An 18,628-nucleotide genomic window follows, 5' to 3' on the forward strand; every position below is an offset into this window, starting at 1 on the left:
CGGCGAAACAGACCGGTGGGCATCATGACAGCATCATCTCCGCATCGCGACAAACCAGACGTCTCGGAGTGAAACGGTCTGGTGCTCTTGCAGTTCCACTAGGCTTTCCGCGATTGATCGCAGGCACCTGATGACGGATTGGAATACCGCATGGAGTTCCGCAGCACCCCCGCGGCAGCCACCCTGGTGATCGGCGCGCTGGTCCTCGGAGCGGCGTCCGCGCACGCCCAGCCGGAGACGCCGAACCTCACCTACTCGACCAAGCTCGTCGACAAGATGGTCGTCACCACGCTCCAGGGCGGCACCTTCGAACTATCCAAGGCCCTCGATACCGAACTGACCGACGGCGGTGTGGAACGCCTGACCGAACGTGACGGTCTCCTGGTCCGATCGGACGGTTCCGCCGCCGATATCGCCGACGTGGTGGACGTCGTCGATGTGGTGGATGCGCAGGGGCGTGTGGCCCTGACCCTCCCGCTCGACTTCCGCTTCGCCGGTTACGAGATTCCGGTCGCGCCCACCGTGGAGAAGGACGGTAGCGTCCTACAGCTCACGCCGGAGAAACCCGCCGGATTGGATATCACCGAGCCGCTGGCCGTGAAACCGATTGCCTCACAGTCGGAAAACCAGCGCGCCCTCAATGAGTTCATTACCCATTTCGGCCTCGCCACCTCCATCGGCGGCTTCGTGGGCACCGCGATCGGCGCCACCATCGGCTGTGTGGCCACCATCGTCGCGGGCTGTATCGGCGGCCTCATGACCGGGGCAAGCGTCGGCGGCATTCTGGGCACCATCATTGTCGGCGGTCCGACCCTGATCGCCTCCGGCATCGACTACCTGACCACCGTGCAGGCCGCGGACGGCACCACCAGGTGGGCGGATAAACCCCAGGCGGCGGCTCCGGAGCAAGCACAGCCGAGGTAGCGCCCCAGGGCCGCCGGAAGAGAACAGCTCTCCGAAAAAGCGATGGCCCCCGCCAGCGCGGTGGGTGCCGAAAGCCTTGTCCCAGACCGGTTCCGGAAGTCCCGACGGCGAGTGCGGACTCAGCGACTCACGGCGGTCTCCCGCTCGATCCGCGACAGTTTCTCCGGATTGCGCACGATGTAGAGCCCGGTAATCAAACCGTCGTCGATGCGCACCGCCACGACATCGTCGATCTTCCCATCGATCCGAACGACCAGCGCAGGGCAACCATTGACCTGCACCGGCTCGATCGACACCTCGCCACTGAACTTGCGCAGCCCGATGGTCAGCAGGCGAGCCACCCGGCCGGCCCCCTGGACGGGTCGTAGGATGGCCTGCACGACCCCGCCACCGTCGCCCAGCAGGACGACATCCGGCGCGAGCATATCGAGTAGGCCCTGCAGATCACCGGTCTCGACCGCGCGCTGGAACGCGGCGAGCGCACCTCGGGATTCGGCCTGGGAAACGACTCCGCGAGGTCGACGCGCGGCGACGTGTCCGCGCGCACGGTGGGCGATCTGGCGAACCGCGGCCGGGGTCTTGTCGACCGCTTCGGCAATCTCGTCATAGCCCACGTCGAATACCTCGCGCAGTACGAAGACCGCGCGCTCGGTCGGGGTGAGTGTCTCCATCACCAGCAGCATGGCCATCGATACGCTGTCGGCCAGCTCGACATCCTCGGCCACATCGGGCGAGGTCAGCAACGGCTCGGGCAACCAGGGGCCGACGTAGGACTCTCTGCGGCGGCCGAGCGTGCGCAACCGGGTGAGCGACTGGCGGGTGGTGATCCGGACCAGATACGCGCGCCGGTCTCGCACCGTGTCGAGATCGACATCCACCCAGCGCAGCCACGTCTCCTGCAGCACGTCCTCCGCGTCGGCGGCCGAGCCGAGCATCTCGTAGGCGACGGTGAACAGCAGATTGCGGTGGGCGACGAACGTCTCGGTCGCGGAGTCCATGCGCTCGCTCATGGGTGCGCTCCAATCTGTTCCCTTTCGACTGTGTCACGCACCAGACACCGGTTCCCCCGGTTTTGTGACACCCGCGATCGGTGGCACACGTCACATGATCGGCGCTGTCACAGGGTTCGAGTCGGCGGTGTCTCATGTTCGTCCGAACGAAACACCACGAGGAGGACGACGTCATGGATGCCCGCTTCAACCTGATGAGCACCGAGGTCGGTGCCAAGTTCGCCAAGCGAATGGTCAATGTCAGCTCGGTAATCGACCAGTCGCCGCTGCCGAAGTCCACCCAGGAGCTGGTCAGTCTCCGCGCCAGCCAGATCAACGGCTGCGGTTTCTGCACAGATATGCACACCAAGGACGCCGCGGCCGCCGGAGAATCCGCGGTCCGCCTCAACCTGGTCGCGGCCTGGCGCGAAGCCACCGTATTCACCGAGGCCGAACGCGCCGCCCTGGCACTCACCGAGGAGGCCACCCGGCTCGCCGACGCCCACCACGGTGTCTCCGACGACACCTGGGCCCAGGTGCGCAAACACTACGACGACGACCAGATCGCCACACTGATCGCCCTGGTGGCCATGATCAACGCGGCCAACCGGATCAATGTCACCGTGCGCACCCCGGCGGGTTCCTACGAGCCCGGCATGTTCGCCAGTATGAAGAGCTGAACGGCAGCCGAATCCCGGTCCGGCCCAGAATTACTCGATTCGGGCCGGCCCGTGCGCTCCGTCTGTCGGGACGAGGCGGCCGCGATCGCCGGGCTGGTTGTGCACCCGGGCGAAGAGCATGATTGGGCGCTATGGCGACAAGTATCGGGGAATTGCTCCGGGAACATGAGGCCGCCGGCCGCTACCTCGACGTCGGCGGGGTGCGGACGTTCGTGCGAGACGAGGGCACGGGTCGCCCGGTAGTTCTGGTACACGGGGTTCCGGTGTCGAGCTATCTGTGGCGGCGAGTGCTCAATGAGCTGGCGGCACAGGGGCTGCGTGGGATCGCCCCCGACCTGCCGGGACTCGGACTGTCGGCGCGGCCGACGGATTTCGACTACACCTGGACCGGTCTGGGGCGGCATCTGGCCGCGACAGTCGACGCGTTGGGCCTGGAGCGGTTCCATCTGGTGGTGCACGATATCGGCGGCCCCATCGGATTCGAGGTCGCCGCGCGAATGCCGGAGCGGATCGCGTCGCTGACAGTTCTCGACACCATCGTGGACGCGCACACATTCCACAAACCATGGTCGATGGCGCCGTTCGCGATCCCGGGCCTGGATCGCCTCTGGTTGGCCGGCGGGCGCGGCCCGATATTCCGGATTCTGATGCGATGGATAGGACTCGCGCCCGGAACTGCGACCACCGCCGCCGAAATCGACCTCCACCGCATGCTATTGACACGCGTGGACGGCGGACGCGCATTCCTCCAGATCATGCACTCCTTCGAGACCACCCCGGAGAAGACCGCGCGATACCGCCAGGTGCTGGCCGCGAAAGAGTATCCGGTGCAGGTTGTCTGGGCCCGCGACGACCCGGTCCTCACCCTCGAAAGGCATGGTCGAATAGCCGCCGACGCCGCCGGGCTACCCGGTCCGGATGTCGTGCCGGGCAAGCATTTCTTTCCGGAGGACAGCGCACAGCAGACCGTGGAGCGCATTGCCGAGATCGTCACCCGCACTGGTGGTTCGGGGGCGTAGGGGTTCCGGGATCGGTCTCCGCGATATGCACCTTGACCAGCGCCAGAAAGACTGAAGTGTGTTCGGATTGAACGAATTTCAACCTTCGACACTCCGCTCCCAAAGCGGAATATATTTATGGTGACACGCAGGTCAGAGCCATAAAACGTGCCAGTTGTAGGCTGAATTGCAGGCTACAAACACAAAATCGAGTCGAGGTTTGCAGCCGGGTAGACCGCGGCCTATGAACCGGCGGGAGTAGCGCTTGTCCTCTTGGGGCAGTAGCGCAGCACGACAACGTCATCGAGCACAGTAGCGTCGACGAACTCCAGTCGGCGTCGTGAACCGCCTGGGAACTCCGCAGGGTTGACGAATCGTGGTGCCGCGCTCTGGCCAATGAGGAGCGGCGCGATTGCGTAGCGAAGCTCATCCGCTAGTCCGGCTTCCAGAAAGGCTGTGTGGATCTGTGTGCCGCCCTCGACGATCAGTTTCTGGACACCGCGCCCGCCGAGGTCGTCGAGCATCGTGCCCCAGAAGTCGGGGTCGGCGATCCCCACAACTTCAGCAACCGCGCTGAGGCCGTCGCCGATCTTCTCGGCTCCCTCGATGGTGGTGTACACCAGTGGTTTACCGCCCTCGATGTAGTGGTGGAACATCCGGGCTTCCGGGTCGATATCACCCGACCTGGTTACCGTCACCTTGAGCAGATTCGAGGCCTTTCCGGCCGCGACGCGCGCTCGACGTCGTTCCTCGCTGCGCAACCACAGCCGCGGATTGTCCCGGCGCACGGTCTCGGCCCCGATGAGGATGGCGTCGCATTCGGCACGCAGTTGGTCGACGCCGTCGAAATCCTGATCGTTCGAGAGGTACAGGCGTTCGGGGATGGTGTCATCGATGTAGCCGTCGAGGCTGACGGCGACGGAGAGAACTACATACGGTCGGGGCAACTCTCGGCCTCCCAGGTCGCGAAGGCATCGTGAAATTCGGCGACGCCTATCTGTGTGCTGGCAGCATCGATCATGCCTGACAGTCGCCGGACCGCGTACAGGATGCGCGCCGACCTTGTGCCGATGCCGATTTCGAGAGATTGCAGTCCGGCGGAGGCCGCTTGTTCAATATCGCCTGCGGCCATGTGAGCGACCGCGGTGCGGGCGAGATAGACACCCTTGTCACGCGGGTAGTCCGGTTGCATGTGGGCCATGGCGTCAGCGAACTGGGTTGTGGCACGCCGGTACTCACCGGTTTCGGCGTAGGTGTGCGCTTGGTAGGCGTCGATGTAGGAGTCGTCGAGGAACATGCCCCACTTTGGGTCGGGGTCAGCTCGTGCCACGATCTTGCGCGCGGCGTCGTAGGTCTGCGCGCTGCGATGGGAATGGCCAGCCAGCGCCAAAGCGTGGGCACGGAAGGTTAGCGCGGCCGCAGAGAACAGCGAATCGTCTGGCGCACTGCGCCGAGCGGCGTTGGCCAACTCCTCGGCCTCGTTCGCATCGCCCTGATCGCATGCCAATTGGCTCATGCGCACCAGCGACAATCCGATGTAGTAGTCGTCGGCGAGCTGGTGGGACCATTGCAGCGCTTTCGCTACCCAGTGCTCAGCGTTCACGAAGTCCCGCTGGTCTTGGTATTGCCATGCCGCAGTTTCGGCGAACATCGCGCGCATCCGAAGGATGCCTTGCGCGTCTCCCACCCCACCACGCTTGAGCTGTTCGAGCAGATTCAAGGCGCTGAGGACATGGGGCAAAGTCTGTGCGGAGCCGTAGACATTGTCGGATTCGATCAGCGACATGCGCAGCTTGTCGAAATGTCCGACATGGTCGATTGCAGCGTTGGCGTATATGCCTGCCAATGCCTTGTCCGCCAACGACGGTCCCGACACTCCGGACATCGCTGCGCCGACCGCTCCGGCACCGATTCCGAGCACGAAGTTTCGACGTGGCACCGCCACCAACGTGACCTCTCCTGTGAGTGTCCGAGCTGAGACGACGATGTAGTCGTCCGCCTCCGAATCCTTTGTTGGTCGCAGGGGTTGGAGCCCAAGGACGTCGACGCTCACGCTAGTCGGTCTCTGCAAGAGCGACCAGAAGCGTTGCGTTACCGCCGAATCCGCCGCGTCAAGCTTCTCATCCATTCGCGCGGCGTAATCGCTACTCAGACGAATATCGCCGAGTCGGCGCTCCCACTTCTTTACTGTGTCATGCGCGACGCCAACATACTCGGCGAATGCTTCTTGCTTCAGCCGAGTCGCTTCCCTGAAAGCCTTTGCTTCGACGCCCGTCCACCGCGCGCAAATGCTCATCGGTTCCCCTGTGCCCGTCGGTGCCTCGAGAGTACCCGCGCGGTACACGCTGGGTCACTTCTTTCGAAAGCCGCCCGGCAGAACAGTTGAGTAGGCACCCGACGTTAGGTCCACGCCCCTCATCCTGGCGTCGGGTGCACTCCAAAACCGTTCCAGGGAGCTGGAGACACCCGACATGGAAATCATCCTCGTAATCACCACGACAGCGCTAGTACTAGTTGCCGCCATAGCCACCCGCCACACACCGCACCGCCGCCAAGGACCGACCGTCGCCGAGATCCAGGCGCGGCTAGCAGCCGAGCAGCGCACCTTCGTCCCACTGCGGGGGTGGTGAGCGTGGACCTCGTAACCATTCCGGAAGAAGCTGACGCCGGGAACATCGAGGCAATGCTTAGCTGTCTCAATCCCGTTTGGGCACAGGTGAATCCACACCGCGCGTGGCAGGTGCACGCCGAGTGCGACCGCGAGAACTGCGTCACGAAATCGGTCGCATGGAACACCCTCGTCGAACAGGGCAAGGTCGTCCCGGACTCCGGACGAGTCCGATGAGCCGGGTCGCGCTCGGCCTGGTCCGCACCGCCTACAGCGACGACGTCGAACTCGACGTGAAAGCGGTCGACGTGTTCATTGGTGATCGGGGCTGGCGGTATCCGCCGTGTCGATGGCTCCGGCCCACTGTCTCGATACTGCTGATCGGCCCCAACGATTCCGCATACAGCCAACTTCTATTGGTGCACAACGATTCCGAGGCCATCGCGATCGTCGTTCCCACCATGACGCACTTGATCGGTATCGAGGCCATCGCGCAGTCGCGCGCCGACATCTACTCCCTCGACGGCCACCACCAGCCGCGCCGCCCCTATCGCGAACTTCTGGGACTCGACCCCTAACCGCAGCAACAACACCCGATCCACCGAGCCGCGCAACCCAACGCGTCCTCGGGCGATGACGTCCGCCCGGACACCGGGCCGGTCGAATAGATGAATAGCAACTCGATAGAAGGAAATACGATGCTACACAATATGATTCGCGTTCTCGCGTTCGTCGCGGCGGTGTTCTCGGGCATCATGCTCAGCACAGGACCCGCCGCCGCCGTCAGCCCTGCGGATTGCGAGAACACACCGAATGGTTGGGTGGACTTCACCCTGGACCCAGAGGATCAGAGCCAGGCTGTATGCATATGCAGGGATGACCCGATCTACAAAGATCTGCAGGTGTTCGGGCCACACCTCGCGACCGTCGCAGGGGCTCCGATGGCGATTACCTGCGTCGGCCTCGAAGTCAGCGCCTAGGCTCACGACATGAGCGAGCGCAGCGAGCATTTCGAATGCCGGGTGACGATCGACGGGGCCGCACCCTCGCTGGTGCCCCTACTCCGGGCGGCGGCGCGCATCGCCGCCGAGCACGGCCGCAACGTCCTCTCGGATGCCGACGTGTACGCGGCGCTGATCGCAAGCGATGACAAGTATGGATATCCGCCGCTCTGGTGGCCGCGCGTTGACAAACCGCGCATCACCCGTGACTGGAAGGGCAGCATCGGCAAGGATGCCGAAGGCAACATGCTCACATCCGAGCTGCAGGGCGAAACCGTGCCGCTGTCCTATCCGGAATTCAGGGACTACGTCACCGAGTGGGTACCTGGGCCGACACCCCCCGGCGTCGGCCCCGCGAGCGCGGCGTCGGTCACCTACGAGATCAGCGGGGCGATGGCCGACGAGTTCAAAGCGATGATCGAACGATCCTGACAACACGAATTCGCCCCGCTGAGCCTCGAACTGAGGACTCAGCGGGGCGAACTCTGTGCCATGACATTTCGTGCCATCCGGCCGGTTTCCGTTAACCCTGCGTGGTTGCCGGTCGATCCGTGATCGACGGTCCACTCACCTCTTTAGGGGGCTACCTTGTCCGATCCCAATCCACCCGCGGTTGATCCTGCCCAGAAGCGCCGCAAGTTGAACGCGTGGATTCTCGGCGTCGCTGTTCTGCTCGTGACCCTCGTCGCCGTGGTCGGTTGTGGAGACGACGAGGACTCAGCCGCCGCGCCGTCGACCACATCAGCGGCGGCGACACCGAACGAGCCCGCAACGACCGCGCCCTCGACGACGGGGGCGGTCGGCGGCCAGCCGTTCGGGCCCTCCGATCCGCGGTGCGAGGCAGCGGCACAGCCTGTGGTCGACTCCGTTGCGGTCGGACTCAGCAATGCCGGGTACGAGCTGCGCAACGGCACGGTGATCACGAGCGGCGGACTCACCTACTTCGGCGCCTCGATTTTCGGCACCGATGGGCAGATGGAAGAGCGTTCGGATGTGTGGGTTATCCAGGGCGGCACCGTATACGCATCCACAGGTGGCGCGCGGAATAACACGACGTTCCCGAAAGCGTCTGCGGCACCGCTGAATATCTCGCCTGGTGACGAGATCGTGCAGGCGGTCGATACCTGCGTCGTCAACCTCACCACAGGCGGGTAAATCACACACCGAAAACGACAAAGAGCGCCCCGGCGGTTGCCGGGGCGCTCTTGTGTTCGGGTCACAGATCGTATGCCTCGATCCAGTCGATTGCCGGTGACCGGTACTCGGCGCCGAGGAACGGGAATTCGACACTCCGCTCCCAAAGTGGAATAACTTCACGGTTCGACACAGGTCAGAGCAATAGAAAGATGCTAGTTGTAGGCCGAATTGCAGGCTGAGCCGGAATCGATCAGCTGCGAGCCGCGCCGTCAGGCCAGATGATCACGACAGGCACGCCCTTCTCACGTGCGAGGTCGACGACCGTGCCCGTGCCGCCCTTCTCGCTGGGCTGAGAATCCCACACGGCAACCAGCCGGTCGCACGTGCCGACCACTGCCTCGTTCGCGGCCTCGTAGGCATCCCTGCCCGCGTCGTCGAAGTCCATCACTCGCACTGTGTCGGCACGGGCGATCAGCTCATCGAACTTAGGCGCATGGTCAGGCTTGACCTTGCGCTCGCGGTAGTTCCGGGAGGGCAGAACGACTTCCAAGCGACCACCCGAATCCAGTACTGCTCGAGCGAACACCGAGTCGGCACCACGGGCGATGCAGCTGATGCCCACAACGTTCGCCGGGTCGCCATTCTCGGCGAGTACGCGACGAATCTCGTTGTAGACGAGCGGAACCGTGTCGGTAGTGATGTTCATGTGTCCGGTGACGCCGATACGAGTCATGGCCACTTCTATACCGGGGCGACGACCAAGGGGCGCACTCTGTCCCGGAATTCTGCGACGGCAGGGACGTCGGCCAGAGATTTGGTCCGGTTGTACATCTCAGCCAGTTTGACGCGGACACGGTCGGACGCAGTCCGTTCGACTGTGGTCAGGGCCAAGTGGCCGAGGCGGCAGGCTTCCTTGACTTCCCCCTCGATGATGCGGGCCTCGGCAATTCCAAGTTGGTCAAGCGCCGTGCTGCGGAGCCGGTTCGACTTGCGCAGTGCTATCGCCTGGCTGATGTGTTCGGCGGCCGGTCCAGCGAATTCAGGCTTTCGCTGGGCCATTTCGAGCAGGCGTCCACCGGTGGTTCCGGCGAATTCGGCGGCGTCGAAGTAGCCGATCCAGTGCGGTCCCTCGGCCGGTACGGTCACGGCGAGCGATTCGTATGCGCGATCGGACGGATAGATGACTGATGACTCGATAGAAGGAAACGCAATGTTACACACTATGATTCGCGTGCTCGTGTTCGTCGTATCGGTATTCGCGGCCGTGATGCTGAGTGCTGGCCCGGCCGGGGCGGTTACCCCGCGGCAGTGCGAGGACGATGGAGCACGCGTGGACGCCATACTCGACCCAGACGGCGAGTACAGAGCGTTCTGTACCTGCCGGGGCGGTACCGGTTTCTACAACGGGATGGAGGTGTTCGGGGCGCATGTCATGCGGGTAGGTCCGGCCGTGGTCCCGGTTCAGTGTGTCGGCCGCGGCTTGGGTGCATAGGCTCGCGTCATGACGAGCGAACATCATGAATGCAGGGTCACGGTCGACGGAGCCGCCCCCGCGCTGGTGCTGCTGCTCCGCGACGCTGCCCGCATAGCCACTGAGCACGGCCGCGAATGGGTGACCACACAAGATGTGTTCGCGGCACTGATCGCCGACGAGCAGGCCCCGCTGTGGTGGCCGCGGGTCGGCAAACCCCGCCTCACCGCCGACGAACCGGTCAACGTCGTACGCGCCGATCTCGAGGGCGACACAGTCCCACTGCCCTACAACGAATTCAGGTCACTCGTCGCCGAGTGGAACTCCGATTCCCCAACCATCGGAGAGCCCGCTACCCCAGCGACCGTGAGCTACGAGATCAGCGGACCGACCGCCGCCAAGTTGATCGCAGCAATCGAACAATCCTGAAAGCACGGGATCCGCCCCACCGGCTCGTCGATCGGAGACTTTGGTGGGGCGAGCCCTTCGCACATGCCGCTCGATCCGTGATCGACGGTCTACTCACCTCTTTCGGGGGCTACCTTGTCCGTCCGTGTACGGCGCTGGACGGCGAGCAGGGGTGTAGCGGATATCCAGCTCAGCGATGTAGGAAACGTTGTCGGAGAGACCGAGGAAGTGCTTCTTGTACATGGCAACCTCACGAGGGGAGGACCTGTACATGGCGGATCGAGATGTCTACGAAGTCGTGGTCCAGGTGGGCTCCCGCGAGTTCAATGGAAACTGGTGGGCCGCCGGACTCCTGATCGCGTTGTGCGTGGCTTTCGGCCTGATTCTGGCAGGTGTCCGGTGGGGCGAGACAGGCCGCACGAAGCTGACGTGCCTGATCGCTGCGGTACTCGTGGGGATTGCCCTGGTCCCGGTCGGCGCTGTGCTGCTCGACCGATCACACACCGATACCTGGGAGCACGATCAGCTCGGGACGCTCGCGCTACACGCCGATGTGCGGTTCCTGCCGAGTGCACAGTTACCGGATCATCTGCGGCCCTTCCAGGACATGGCGGTCGAGGTGGAGCGCGACGGCGAATCGGTGACCTGCTCGCTGAGCCGGTGGCGTCGGCATGCGGAGACTGGCACCTGGGTGACCGAATTGCCCCGCAGATCCGAGGAAGTCGACTGGGCCGTTCGGCTCCGTCTGGAATGCCCGGCCGCTCGAGGTCCGGCGACGTTTGGAAGAGACGCTCCTGGAAGGAGCGCTCGAGGCGGAAGCCAGCGGACTCAATGAGTTTCGATACCGACCGTTGGGCTGCAGTGGCTGGTAGAAGAAGAAAGATGGTCGGGGTGACAGGATTTGAACCTGCGACCCTCCGCTCCCAAAGCGGATGCGCTACCAAGCTGCGCTACACCCCGATACGACCCCGTAGGGGTTAGAGCGGGTGACGGGAATCGAACCCGCACCATCAGCTTGGAAGGCTGAGGTTCTACCATTGAACTACACCCGCATCGCCTACGACCTCGGTGTCTCCACCGTGTTGTCGTGTGCGCCTGAGACTGTACCGAACCTCACTCACAGAATGCCAATCAGGCTCGTCATGGGCCTGTGTCGGCATGTCGCGAAGCGACATCAGGCACAGTGCGACGCGACCATCGGGCACGGTACGGAGTGATCATCGGTCACAGTGCGACGCGAATGTCAGCGACAGCGCGAAGCGATCATCGGCCACCGTGTGGAGGCAACTGTCGGCCACTGCGCGCGAGCGCCGCGGGGACGAGCGAGGTTGCCCCATCGGAGCGACCGGGGCGGCGCGCGGGAGTGGTTGCGGGTCGGCGCGGAGTGTCCGCGGTTGCGGCGCGATAGCGGCTGCGGAGGCGATCCGAAGCTGTGCGGCGCATCACATCGGACGCGCGGATTTCGTCTGTAACACCAGGATGTATGTGAGCGATCACTAATCCGATCGCCATTCGCTAGGGATCGCGAACCCGTTCTAGAACTTGGGTTTTCGATGCCGGGTGGCTTGCTAGGATCCTTTTTGTCCGGACGGGGGTATCTGGAAAGGGGGCGGTGAGCATGCGCCGTATGTGGTGTGACCAACCGCGTAGCAGCAGTGAGCACGATCCGAAGAACGTGACCGGCCGGTACGGCGGCACGTACGGCAATCCAGACTGCGTCAGTGTCGATCGCAGCAGCGTCGGTTTCGATCGCAATAGCGTCAGCGCGGGGTGAGCGAACCGTGCCCATGCGACTCGATTCACGGACCGCCGCGATCGTCGCGGCCACCACCAAAGACTGGGTTCGAGCGGTCTACACGGGCAGTGGAACAGGTACTGTTCCGACCCTGCACCCCGACAGCTTGGCCCGGGTCTTCAACGACGTCATCGACGAACTCTTGGAGCTGGCCGCCTCCGAACCGTTTCCGGTCCTCGCCGCGCGCGCCATCGGCTCTCGCCTGGCCGCGGCACCGTTCGAGCGGACCCGCATGCTGGCCCCGGCCAGTCGGGCACTACTCGGGCTCACCCCCGGTGAGCCCGGATCGCTGCTCGCCACCCGCTGGGCCTTCGTCGCCAGCCAGGCCATCGACAGTTATGCCGAGGAGTTGCAGCAGCGTGCCCTCGCCCAGCAGGAACGCAATCTCACCGAGGCGGTCTCGGTGCGGGTGCAGGAGATCGCGGCGCTACAGCATCGGCTGCGGCACGAGGCCACCCACGACGCGCTGACCGACCTCGCAAATCGGTCGCTGCTGCAAGACCGGGTGCGGTTGATGGCCGCGGACCCGGCGCGCGGTGTGGGGCTGCTGCTCATCGATCTCGACGACTTCAAACAGATCAATGACGGATACGGGCACGCGGTCGGCGACGAGGTATTGGTCGCCATTGCCGAGCGGCTGCGCGGCACCTGCCCCCCGGACGCCGTGATCTGCCGGTACGGAGGCGACGAATTCGTAGTCGCGGTGCCCGCGCGGCGAAATTCGCTCGGCGAGTTGGCTATGCGCGTGTTGGCGGCGCTGTGCGAGCCGGTGCTGTCGGCCACCGGACCGGTACCGGTATCGGCGAGTGTGGGCACCGCCTTCTGCCCGCCGGGACGCGAATGCGATTTCTCCGATCTACTCCGCAGCGCGGACCGCGCAATGTACTCGGCGAAAACCGCGGGCAAGCGCCAGTTCGCGGTCTCAGAGGTCGACGCCGAGGAGCCTGAACCAGGCCCTCGGCGGGCGGGATATGCGGCGGTCGCCGGATAACGGTGCCCGCCAAGGCTTTCAGCTCGGCAGGATAGCTCCGTACGCGGCGGACACGGTGAAATGCGCTGTGCCCTACGCGCTCAGAAGACCTCGACCGATAGTTCGGAGTCGTCGCGGACCTCCGAGTGCGGGACCCATCTCACCTGCGGCAACGCCGAGGCAGCACGGCTGACGACAACCTCGAATATGAAACGTGATTACTTCACAAATGTTAGATTGGCTGCCACGGTCCGACTCGAGGAGATTTCTGTGAAGTCCATGCTTGCAGCGGCTTTCGTTGCCACTATGGCGGGAGTGGTGATTGCCGCACCGTCGGCTCAGGCAGCCCAGACCGCGATTCACACCGGCGCGCTGAAGAGCGAGCCGTGCCATGTCAACCAGACGTACCGGCTGCGGCTCTCACACTCCTCGCCAGGCGCAGACGGCCTCACGTTCACCGACAACGGAGTACAGATTCCGATCGACTGGCAGGACTACAACATGAGTTCGGTCGACTGGACACCCACCACGACGGGCCAGCACACATTGAGGCTGTCCGGCGACGGTACGAGCGGTGGAAATGCTTTGATCACATTCGGCAGCTCAGAGCTGGTAGATCTCGCTTCGGGCAGCGGCTTCTTCCAAGCACCCGCCGTGACGGTGCAGACGACGGTTGTGAATGCGTCCGATACCACCACCCCTTGTCTGCGATAGCCGCCAGACGAAGGAACCGGCCGGTGTAGTCACATCAGCCCGACGGTGAACCCTTCATCGCATACACCCCGGTAGCGCGGACCCGCGAACCTTCGCAGCGCCTCGTCGAGTTGCGGAACCAGGTCCTGAGAATCGGGGACGTCCCCGAACGGCAGCCGATATCCCCGCCGAACCCGATGGAGCTCCCACAGCCTCTCCATTTCCGGGTGCCGCAGCCGGAATTCGGGGTCTGCGGGAAACAGGTCCAGCCGCACCATGGCCGAGGCTACGAGCTTCCGCGGACTCCGATTCACAGTGCGCGACACCGAGATCGCCGCCAGCTCCGGCCAGGCGACCGCCCACGGACCGCCCCGGGGATCGCCCCACCGCACCCCGGTCTGATCGATTACCAGCGAACGGGGGCGGGTGATCACCTTCCAGAGCAACAGTGCGATCAGCGCGATCGACAGCAGCAGACCCCCGAGCACGACGGCGGCGATCGCCACACCGCGGCCACCGGATACCTGGCCGGTCAGCCCGGACATGACCGCGAGCAGTCCGAACCCGCCGGACACGAATATCGCGGCCGCCGCTTTGGTCTTGACTCCTCGAGCCAGGTCGATTACCACCGACGGTTTCCGATCATGCATACCGGCAGAGTATTCGCCGGAAACCGGTCTCGACAGCAGTCGCTACCGTGCTGGGGAAGAAGAACACCCGGCCACGTCAGCGAGGTCGGAGAGGTCGAACCAGAGGGCCTGCCACTCTTCGTGAGTGAGCTGCGCGCCCGGGCGGTAGGGCGAGATGTTGTGACGGAAAAGGACTTCCGCACGGTAGACATTGCCGACCCCGGTCGTTATTGATTCAGTTCACCCTTGCCGACCTGGGTTCGGTTAGGAGTCATATGGCAAGAGAACGAAGCTATCGAAGCCCCACAACGGGCGTAGCGTCCGAAAATGGCGCTGGTCGAGCGTCATGATTCGGTCGGTACGCTCTCGATCAGCGATAACCACATTCGAGGCATCCGTGATCCCGACGTAGTCCTGGCTATAACGGTCGAGGATGGTCAGAGCCGCAGCGTGATGGTTGGATGTCCACGCCGCCAGGTCATATGCGCCGCCGGCCACGTCGGAGGCGAAGTCGTGCGCCGCGCGGGACCCGAGCCGGGTATGGAGCATGCAATCCGCCTCGGCAACAACCATCGGCGAAACCACAAGTCGCTCATCGGCTTCAGCGATGATTTGCGCCAGTTGTTTGTGCTCGGCGTACGCCTCGTCGAACAAGGCGAGGATTGCGCTCGTGTCGACAATTATCGTCATCTAGGCCCCGAAGCCCTGACCGAGTTCCCGGTCGATCCCCTCGGCCGAGAGTGGACGCTGACTGCGGTAACCGCCGACAGTGGGTTTCGGACGCGCCCCCACCGTACTGAGCAGATGATCGAGCGCCTGCCCAAGGGTCATACCGTTCGACGTCGCAACCTCCAGCAATCGATCCCGGACAGCTTTGGGCACCTTGATAGTGGTCATATCGGACATACTTGCAGTATACCGGGATACTCACGGTAGCCGGCATAGCTCATCGCGAGAGAACCGCTTCGTACGCCGATCGCCCTTCAACTGTGCGCGCGAAGATGTTCACCAGCCCCCACCCGAAATTCTGCTCGAGCCACTCGATACAGGTCACGAGCCCACCAAGATCACCGTCGTAGTGGCCCTCCATCGCACGGGCAGGAGTGGCCATACGGGTCAGCTTCGGGAACAGCCCTGACTACCAGATATCGCCGCTGATAGGTCCGCATGTCGACAAGACCGTTCAATATGTCGAAAACATCGAACACCGGGCCCGGACCTGCCGGAACCATCTGTGGCATCTGCATTGCGCTCCCCCGACAACCCGCTCACCGCGACCCACCCGGCCGCTGCTATCCCACGTACCGTAGCCGCACGAATTCCTCAGGTCTGCTGACAGGTTGGGCACCAGAACAGGTTTCGGCCCTCCATGACCGAATGCAGGACCGGGGTGCGGCACAGTCGGCAGGGGTCGCCGGCGCGCCGGTACACGTAGGTGCGGGGGCGATCGGCAGCGTACGACGGTGCGCCGTGGTCGTGTTCACGCCGGACCACGACCATCACGCCACGGCGCACACCCACCTTCATGAGGTCGACGAGGTCGAACCAGAGGGCCTGCCACTCTTCGCGAGTGAGCTGCGCACCCGGGCGGTAGGGCGAGATGTTGTGGCGGAAAAGGACTTCCGCACGGTAGACGTTGCCGACTCCGGCGAGCACCTTCTGGTCCATCAGCAGTGCGCCGATCGGGCGCTGGGAGCGATGTATGCGGCGCCACGCTCGGTCCGGATCGGCATCACGGCGCAGTGGATCGGGGCCGAGGCGGTGTTCTAGGGCTGCGACTTCGGGCTCGACCAGGATTTCGCAGGCAGTGGGGCCGCGCAGGTCGGTGCCGTGGGCTTCGCCATTGCGGCCCGCGCCGATGAGCCGCATCCGAACCTCACCGACCGGATCGGCCATCGGTACCGGTGATTCGGTGAATTTTCCGTACAGGCCGAGGTGCACATGCACGACCAGGCCCGAATCGTAGTGGTGCAGTAGGTGTTTCCCCACTGCCTCGGCCTTCACCAGTACTCGACCGTCGACCAGCGCGGCCCCGTCGGCGAACCGGCCCTGCGGGCTCGACACCCGCACCACTCCCCCGGCGAACTGCTTGTGGTGCAGCTTCGCCAACCGATGCAGCGTATGGCCCTCGGGCACGGGTCCTCTCTCAGGGATTGCCGGACAACCGATTACGCGCCCCGGCCGATAATGCGGCAGGGGCGCGCCAGGTCGAGATCAGTTCGCGGGCAGTTCCGGGGCCACGCCGGTCTTCTCGTACTCCGCCAGAATGTCGATGCGGCGCTGGTGGCGCGGCTCGTCGGACCACGGGGTGCTGAGGAAGGCGTCGACCATGGCGAGTGCTTCCTCGGTGGAGTGCATACGGCCGCCGATGCCGATCAGCTGAGCGTTGTTGTGCTGACGGGCCAGCTGGGCGGTCTCCACGCTCCAGGCCAGGGCGCAACGCGCACCGGGGACCTTATTGGCGGCGATCTGCTCGCCATTGCCGCTACCACCGAAGACCAGGCCCAGGCTGCCCGGGTCGGCCACGGTGCGGCGGGCGGCCTCGATGCAGAAGGCCGGGTAGTCGTCGAGGGCGTCGTATTCGAGCGCACCGCAGTCGACGACATCGTGTCCGGCCGCCTGCAGGTGGTCCTTGACGTGGTTCTTCAGTTCGAAGCCGGCATGGTCGGCACCCAGGTATACGCGCATGGCTGCGATTCTGTCAGGCCGTCGCGAGTGGACTCGCCCGGGGATGACCGGTGGTGTGAGCCGGGATGTGAGCGACACCGAGCACGCTGGACGAGCTTGCCCGCCCCCCAACTGAATAGAGTGGCCGCCATGACGTCCGATGATCGATCGCAGCCACCGCCGGAACCGCCGGAGGTGCCGACGACCAGCAAATCGAGCGCACAGCCGGAGCAGCCGCCCGCGAATAACCCGAGCGAGCAACCTGGGCAGCCGAGCACGAGTCAGTCCGGTCTCCACCCCGAGCAGCCGAGTGCGAGCCAGCCCTGGCAGCAGGCCGCCGGATACCCGACCGGGCAGCTGTGGCAACAACCGACCGCGAGCTATCCCGCGGGCCCACCGACCGTCGGCTTTCCCAGCGGGCAGCCGAGCCGACCACAGGGCCAGCCGGTCGCGTGGAATCCGGCCACCGGTATGTCCGGATGGGATCCCAAGGTCGGTCCGCCCGGGTGGTCCGGGCAGTACGGCTACGCACCGCCGCAGGTCCCGCCGCATCAGCAGACCCGCGGCCTGTCGCCATTCGGTATGCCCGCGCGGCACAGCTGGGAGATCCCGCTGCTGGTGATCGTGGTGACAATGACCGCCTTCGCCTACATGCTCGCGATCCTGCTGACGGTCGTCGGCGAAATCAACCAGTTCGTACTGCTGCTCATGACGGCACCGATACTGCTGTGGGTCGGCCGTGGCATGAACTACGCGACCATGCGGGTCAATGGGGTGCGGATGTCGCCCACCCAGTTCCCCGAGGGCTATCGGATGGTGCAGGAAGCCGCGGCCCGATTCGGTATGGAGCGGGTGCCCGATGCCTACGTGGTGCTCGGCAACGGTGCGATCAACGCCTTCGCCTCCGGGCACGGTTTCCGCCGCTTCGTGGTCGTCTACAGCGATCTGTTCGAAATCGGCGGCGCGGCACGCGAACCCGATGGCCTGGCCTTCATTATCGGCCACGAGGTCGGGCATATCGCCGCCGGACACGTCTCCTACTGGCGGCAGGCGGGCATGTTCCTGGTGCCATTCCTGCCCATCCTCGGCAACTCCCTGATCCGCTCCCAGGAGTACACCGCCGACAACCACGGCTACTGCAACAGACACCTCGGCGCCCCCGCCGCCATGCAGACCCTCGCCGCGGGCAAGTACCTCAACACCCTGGTCGGTTTCGATGAAATGGCCGACCGCGCGCCCCAGGAAAAGGGGTTCTTCGTCTGGCTCGTCAATGCCATGTCCAGCCATCCGGTCCTGACCTGGCGCATGTGGGCGCTGCGCGACCGCAGCCGCCACGGAAAGATGTTCCTGCGCCCCGACCCGCCCCAGCGCCCCATCCCGATGGTCGGCGCACCAACCCCCGGCGGTTTCGGCGGACCACCCACCGGCGGCTACCCGGTCGCGCCGACGACCGGCGGCTATCCCACCCACCCGACCACCAGCGGCTATCAGGCTCCGCCACCGCAGAACCCCTACGGCCAGACACCCCAGTGAATCGACCCAACTCTCGGACTCTCAGGGGTTTCACCCCTGAAACCCCGCGAGATAGGACAATTTCTGGCGATCAGGGGTACTGGCCTGAAACCCCGCGAGCTCCCAGGGCTCACGGGGTTTCAGGG

At 64.5% G+C, this 18,628-nt stretch carries 23 protein-coding genes, 2 tRNA genes and 1 pseudogene; 13 read left to right on the plus strand and 13 right to left on the minus strand.

Going from position 1 to position 18,628, the window contains the following annotated elements; all coding sequences use genetic code 11:
• The first annotated feature begins 150 nt into the window (after nt 1-150).
• On the plus strand, nt 151-924 hold the full coding sequence (locus NU1_RS22055) for a DUF8020 domain-containing protein (protein WP_067523727.1): 774 nt from the start codon (nt 151-153) through the stop codon (nt 922-924).
• A gap of 119 nt (nt 925-1,043) precedes the next feature.
• On the opposite strand, the gene NU1_RS22060 is transcribed toward NU1_RS22055, so the two are convergent.
• Entirely contained in the window at nt 1,044-1,934 is an 891-nt protein-coding gene (locus NU1_RS22060; protein ID WP_067523728.1) for an RNA polymerase sigma-70 factor, read from the minus strand.
• 173 nt (nt 1,935-2,107) lie between these two features.
• On the opposite strand from NU1_RS22060, the gene NU1_RS22065 reads away from it, so the two are divergent.
• Entirely contained in the window at nt 2,108-2,593 is a 486-nt protein-coding gene (locus NU1_RS22065; protein WP_067523789.1) for a carboxymuconolactone decarboxylase family protein, read from the plus strand.
• A 131-nt stretch (nt 2,594-2,724) separates the two neighbouring features.
• Nucleotides 2,725-3,612 carry an alpha/beta fold hydrolase gene (locus tag NU1_RS22070; RefSeq protein WP_067523729.1) on the plus strand — a complete coding sequence of 296 codons (888 nt, stop codon included), beginning with the start codon at nt 2,725-2,727 and terminating at the stop codon, nt 3,610-3,612.
• Nucleotides 3,613-3,833: 221 nt separating this feature from the next.
• On the opposite strand, the gene NU1_RS22075 is transcribed toward NU1_RS22070, so the two are convergent.
• Nucleotides 3,834-4,538, minus strand: a complete 705-nt coding sequence (locus NU1_RS22075) for a RibD family protein (protein WP_067523730.1) — start codon at nt 4,536-4,538, stop codon at nt 3,834-3,836.
• The gene (locus tag NU1_RS22080; RefSeq protein WP_157552783.1) at nt 4,520-5,887 is read right to left on the minus strand and encodes an NsdA family TPR-like regulatory protein; all 1,368 of its coding nucleotides are present in this window, start codon (nt 5,885-5,887) and stop codon (nt 4,520-4,522) included. The genes NU1_RS22075 and NU1_RS22080 overlap by 19 nt, the downstream gene beginning before the upstream one ends.
• Before the next feature lie 175 nt (nt 5,888-6,062).
• On the opposite strand from NU1_RS22080, the gene NU1_RS41650 reads away from it, so the two are divergent.
• The 5 genes from NU1_RS41650 (at nt 6,063) to NU1_RS41655 (ending at nt 8,355) form a co-directional block, all read left to right on the plus strand.
• Nucleotides 6,063-6,221, plus strand: a complete 159-nt coding sequence (locus tag NU1_RS41650) for a hypothetical protein (RefSeq protein ID WP_157552786.1) — start codon at nt 6,063-6,065, stop codon at nt 6,219-6,221.
• A 211-nt stretch (nt 6,222-6,432) separates the two neighbouring features.
• Complete coding sequence (locus NU1_RS22090; protein WP_067523733.1) at nt 6,433-6,777, plus strand: hypothetical protein; 345 nt, start codon at nt 6,433-6,435, stop codon at nt 6,775-6,777.
• A gap of 132 nt (nt 6,778-6,909) precedes the next feature.
• Nucleotides 6,910-7,179, plus strand: coding sequence for a hypothetical protein (locus tag NU1_RS22095; protein ID WP_157552789.1), 270 nt, complete (start codon nt 6,910-6,912; stop codon nt 7,177-7,179).
• Nucleotides 7,180-7,188: 9 nt separating this feature from the next.
• Nucleotides 7,189-7,632 (plus strand): hypothetical protein, encoded by a 444-nt coding sequence (locus tag NU1_RS22100; protein WP_067523735.1) that lies wholly within the window; start codon nt 7,189-7,191, stop codon nt 7,630-7,632.
• Between the two features lie 156 nt (nt 7,633-7,788).
• Nucleotides 7,789-8,355 carry a DUF2510 domain-containing protein gene (locus tag NU1_RS41655; RefSeq protein WP_157552792.1) on the plus strand — a complete coding sequence of 189 codons (567 nt, stop codon included), beginning with the start codon at nt 7,789-7,791 and terminating at the stop codon, nt 8,353-8,355.
• Nucleotides 8,356-8,587: 232 nt separating this feature from the next.
• On the opposite strand, the gene NU1_RS22110 is transcribed toward NU1_RS41655, so the two are convergent.
• Nucleotides 8,588-9,070, minus strand: a complete 483-nt coding sequence (locus NU1_RS22110) for a hypothetical protein (protein WP_067523790.1) — start codon at nt 9,068-9,070, stop codon at nt 8,588-8,590.
• An 8-nt stretch (nt 9,071-9,078) separates the two neighbouring features.
• Complete coding sequence (locus NU1_RS22115; RefSeq protein ID WP_503826550.1) at nt 9,079-9,678, minus strand: NsdA family TPR-like regulatory protein; 600 nt, start codon at nt 9,676-9,678, stop codon at nt 9,079-9,081.
• A 160-nt stretch (nt 9,679-9,838) separates the two neighbouring features.
• On the opposite strand from NU1_RS22115, the gene NU1_RS22125 reads away from it, so the two are divergent.
• Nucleotides 9,839-10,237 (plus strand): hypothetical protein, encoded by a 399-nt coding sequence (locus NU1_RS22125; RefSeq protein WP_067523738.1) that lies wholly within the window; start codon nt 9,839-9,841, stop codon nt 10,235-10,237.
• A gap of 250 nt (nt 10,238-10,487) precedes the next feature.
• The gene (locus NU1_RS22130; RefSeq protein WP_157552797.1) at nt 10,488-11,051 is read left to right on the plus strand and encodes a hypothetical protein; all 564 of its coding nucleotides are present in this window, start codon (nt 10,488-10,490) and stop codon (nt 11,049-11,051) included.
• Nucleotides 11,052-11,099: 48 nt separating this feature from the next.
• Here NU1_RS22130 and NU1_RS22135 read toward each other — a convergent pair.
• Nucleotides 11,100-11,176 (minus strand) — tRNA-Pro (locus tag NU1_RS22135).
• Between the two features lie 21 nt (nt 11,177-11,197).
• Nucleotides 11,198-11,268 (minus strand) — tRNA-Gly (locus tag NU1_RS22140).
• Nucleotides 11,269-12,003: 735 nt separating this feature from the next.
• On the opposite strand from NU1_RS22140, the gene NU1_RS22145 reads away from it, so the two are divergent.
• Both NU1_RS22145 and NU1_RS22150 read left to right on the plus strand, forming a co-directional pair.
• Complete coding sequence (locus NU1_RS22145) at nt 12,004-13,002, plus strand: GGDEF domain-containing protein (RefSeq protein ID WP_067523791.1); 999 nt, start codon at nt 12,004-12,006, stop codon at nt 13,000-13,002.
• Between the two features lie 249 nt (nt 13,003-13,251).
• Nucleotides 13,252-13,695 (plus strand): hypothetical protein, encoded by a 444-nt coding sequence (locus NU1_RS22150; RefSeq protein WP_157552800.1) that lies wholly within the window; start codon nt 13,252-13,254, stop codon nt 13,693-13,695.
• 29 nt (nt 13,696-13,724) lie between these two features.
• Here NU1_RS22150 and NU1_RS22155 read toward each other — a convergent pair whose 3' ends face one another.
• From NU1_RS22155 to NU1_RS22175, 6 genes and pseudogenes are all read right to left on the minus strand, one after another.
• Nucleotides 13,725-14,324, minus strand: coding sequence for a hypothetical protein (locus NU1_RS22155; RefSeq protein WP_067523741.1), 600 nt, complete (start codon nt 14,322-14,324; stop codon nt 13,725-13,727).
• Nucleotides 14,325-14,396: 72 nt separating this feature from the next.
• Nucleotides 14,397-14,525: pseudogene (locus NU1_RS40545) on the minus strand (Fpg/Nei family DNA glycosylase); the annotation flags it as partial.
• Nucleotides 14,526-14,567: 42 nt separating this feature from the next.
• Nucleotides 14,568-14,993 carry a PIN domain-containing protein gene (locus NU1_RS22160; RefSeq protein WP_067523742.1) on the minus strand — a complete coding sequence of 142 codons (426 nt, stop codon included), beginning with the start codon at nt 14,991-14,993 and terminating at the stop codon, nt 14,568-14,570.
• The gene (locus NU1_RS22165; protein ID WP_157552803.1) at nt 14,994-15,209 is read right to left on the minus strand and encodes a hypothetical protein; all 216 of its coding nucleotides are present in this window, start codon (nt 15,207-15,209) and stop codon (nt 14,994-14,996) included.
• Nucleotides 15,210-15,626: 417 nt separating this feature from the next.
• Nucleotides 15,627-16,439: an Fpg/Nei family DNA glycosylase gene (locus tag NU1_RS22170; protein ID WP_067523744.1), complete on the minus strand. Its 813-nt coding sequence runs from the start codon at nt 16,437-16,439 to the stop codon at nt 15,627-15,629.
• Nucleotides 16,440-16,517: 78 nt separating this feature from the next.
• Nucleotides 16,518-16,991, minus strand: a complete 474-nt coding sequence (locus NU1_RS22175) for a ribose-5-phosphate isomerase (protein WP_067523745.1) — start codon at nt 16,989-16,991, stop codon at nt 16,518-16,520.
• Nucleotides 16,992-17,441: 450 nt separating this feature from the next.
• On the opposite strand from NU1_RS22175, the gene NU1_RS22180 reads away from it, so the two are divergent.
• Nucleotides 17,442-18,503, plus strand: coding sequence for a M48 family metallopeptidase (locus tag NU1_RS22180; protein WP_084521710.1), 1,062 nt, complete (start codon nt 17,442-17,444; stop codon nt 18,501-18,503).
• Nucleotides 18,504-18,628 lie beyond the last annotated feature (125 nt).

Source organism: Nocardia uniformis NBRC 13702, assembly GCF_001613345.1.
Classification (GTDB): domain Bacteria; phylum Actinomycetota; class Actinomycetes; order Mycobacteriales; family Mycobacteriaceae; genus Nocardia; species Nocardia uniformis.

Bases quoted from the DNA above. Each gene is read 5' to 3' on its own strand.
- NU1_RS22055 (WP_067523727.1), top strand. From the start codon at position 151: ATGGAGTTCCGCAGCACCCCCGCGGCAGCCACCCTGGTGATCGGCGCG.
- NU1_RS22060 (WP_067523728.1), bottom strand. From the start codon at position 1,934: ATGAGCGAGCGCATGGACTCCGCGACCGAGACGTTCGTCGCCCACCGC.
- NU1_RS22065 (WP_067523789.1), top strand. From the start codon at position 2,108: ATGGATGCCCGCTTCAACCTGATGAGCACCGAGGTCGGTGCCAAGTTC.
- NU1_RS22070 (WP_067523729.1), top strand. From the start codon at position 2,725: ATGGCGACAAGTATCGGGGAATTGCTCCGGGAACATGAGGCCGCCGGC.
- NU1_RS22080 (WP_157552783.1), bottom strand. From the start codon at position 5,887: ATGAGCATTTGCGCGCGGTGGACGGGCGTCGAAGCAAAGGCTTTCAGG.
- NU1_RS41650 (WP_157552786.1), top strand. From the start codon at position 6,063: ATGGAAATCATCCTCGTAATCACCACGACAGCGCTAGTACTAGTTGCC.
- NU1_RS22090 (WP_067523733.1), top strand. From the start codon at position 6,433: ATGAGCCGGGTCGCGCTCGGCCTGGTCCGCACCGCCTACAGCGACGAC.
- NU1_RS22095 (WP_157552789.1), top strand. From the start codon at position 6,910: ATGATTCGCGTTCTCGCGTTCGTCGCGGCGGTGTTCTCGGGCATCATG.
- NU1_RS22100 (WP_067523735.1), top strand. From the start codon at position 7,189: ATGAGCGAGCGCAGCGAGCATTTCGAATGCCGGGTGACGATCGACGGG.
- NU1_RS22110 (WP_067523790.1), bottom strand. From the start codon at position 9,070: ATGACTCGTATCGGCGTCACCGGACACATGAACATCACTACCGACACG.
- NU1_RS22115 (WP_503826550.1), bottom strand. From the start codon at position 9,678: ATGGCGTCCACGCGTGCTCCATCGTCCTCGCACTGCCGCGGGGTAACC.
- NU1_RS22125 (WP_067523738.1), top strand. From the start codon at position 9,839: ATGACGAGCGAACATCATGAATGCAGGGTCACGGTCGACGGAGCCGCC.
- NU1_RS22130 (WP_157552797.1), top strand. From the start codon at position 10,488: ATGGCGGATCGAGATGTCTACGAAGTCGTGGTCCAGGTGGGCTCCCGC.
- NU1_RS22145 (WP_067523791.1), top strand. From the start codon at position 12,004: ATGCGACTCGATTCACGGACCGCCGCGATCGTCGCGGCCACCACCAAA.
- NU1_RS22155 (WP_067523741.1), bottom strand. From the start codon at position 14,324: ATGCATGATCGGAAACCGTCGGTGGTAATCGACCTGGCTCGAGGAGTC.
- NU1_RS22160 (WP_067523742.1), bottom strand. From the start codon at position 14,993: ATGACGATAATTGTCGACACGAGCGCAATCCTCGCCTTGTTCGACGAG.
- NU1_RS22165 (WP_157552803.1), bottom strand. From the start codon at position 15,209: ATGTCCGATATGACCACTATCAAGGTGCCCAAAGCTGTCCGGGATCGA.
- NU1_RS22175 (WP_067523745.1), bottom strand. From the start codon at position 16,991: ATGCGCGTATACCTGGGTGCCGACCATGCCGGCTTCGAACTGAAGAAC.
- NU1_RS22180 (WP_084521710.1), top strand. From the start codon at position 17,442: ATGTCCGGATGGGATCCCAAGGTCGGTCCGCCCGGGTGGTCCGGGCAG.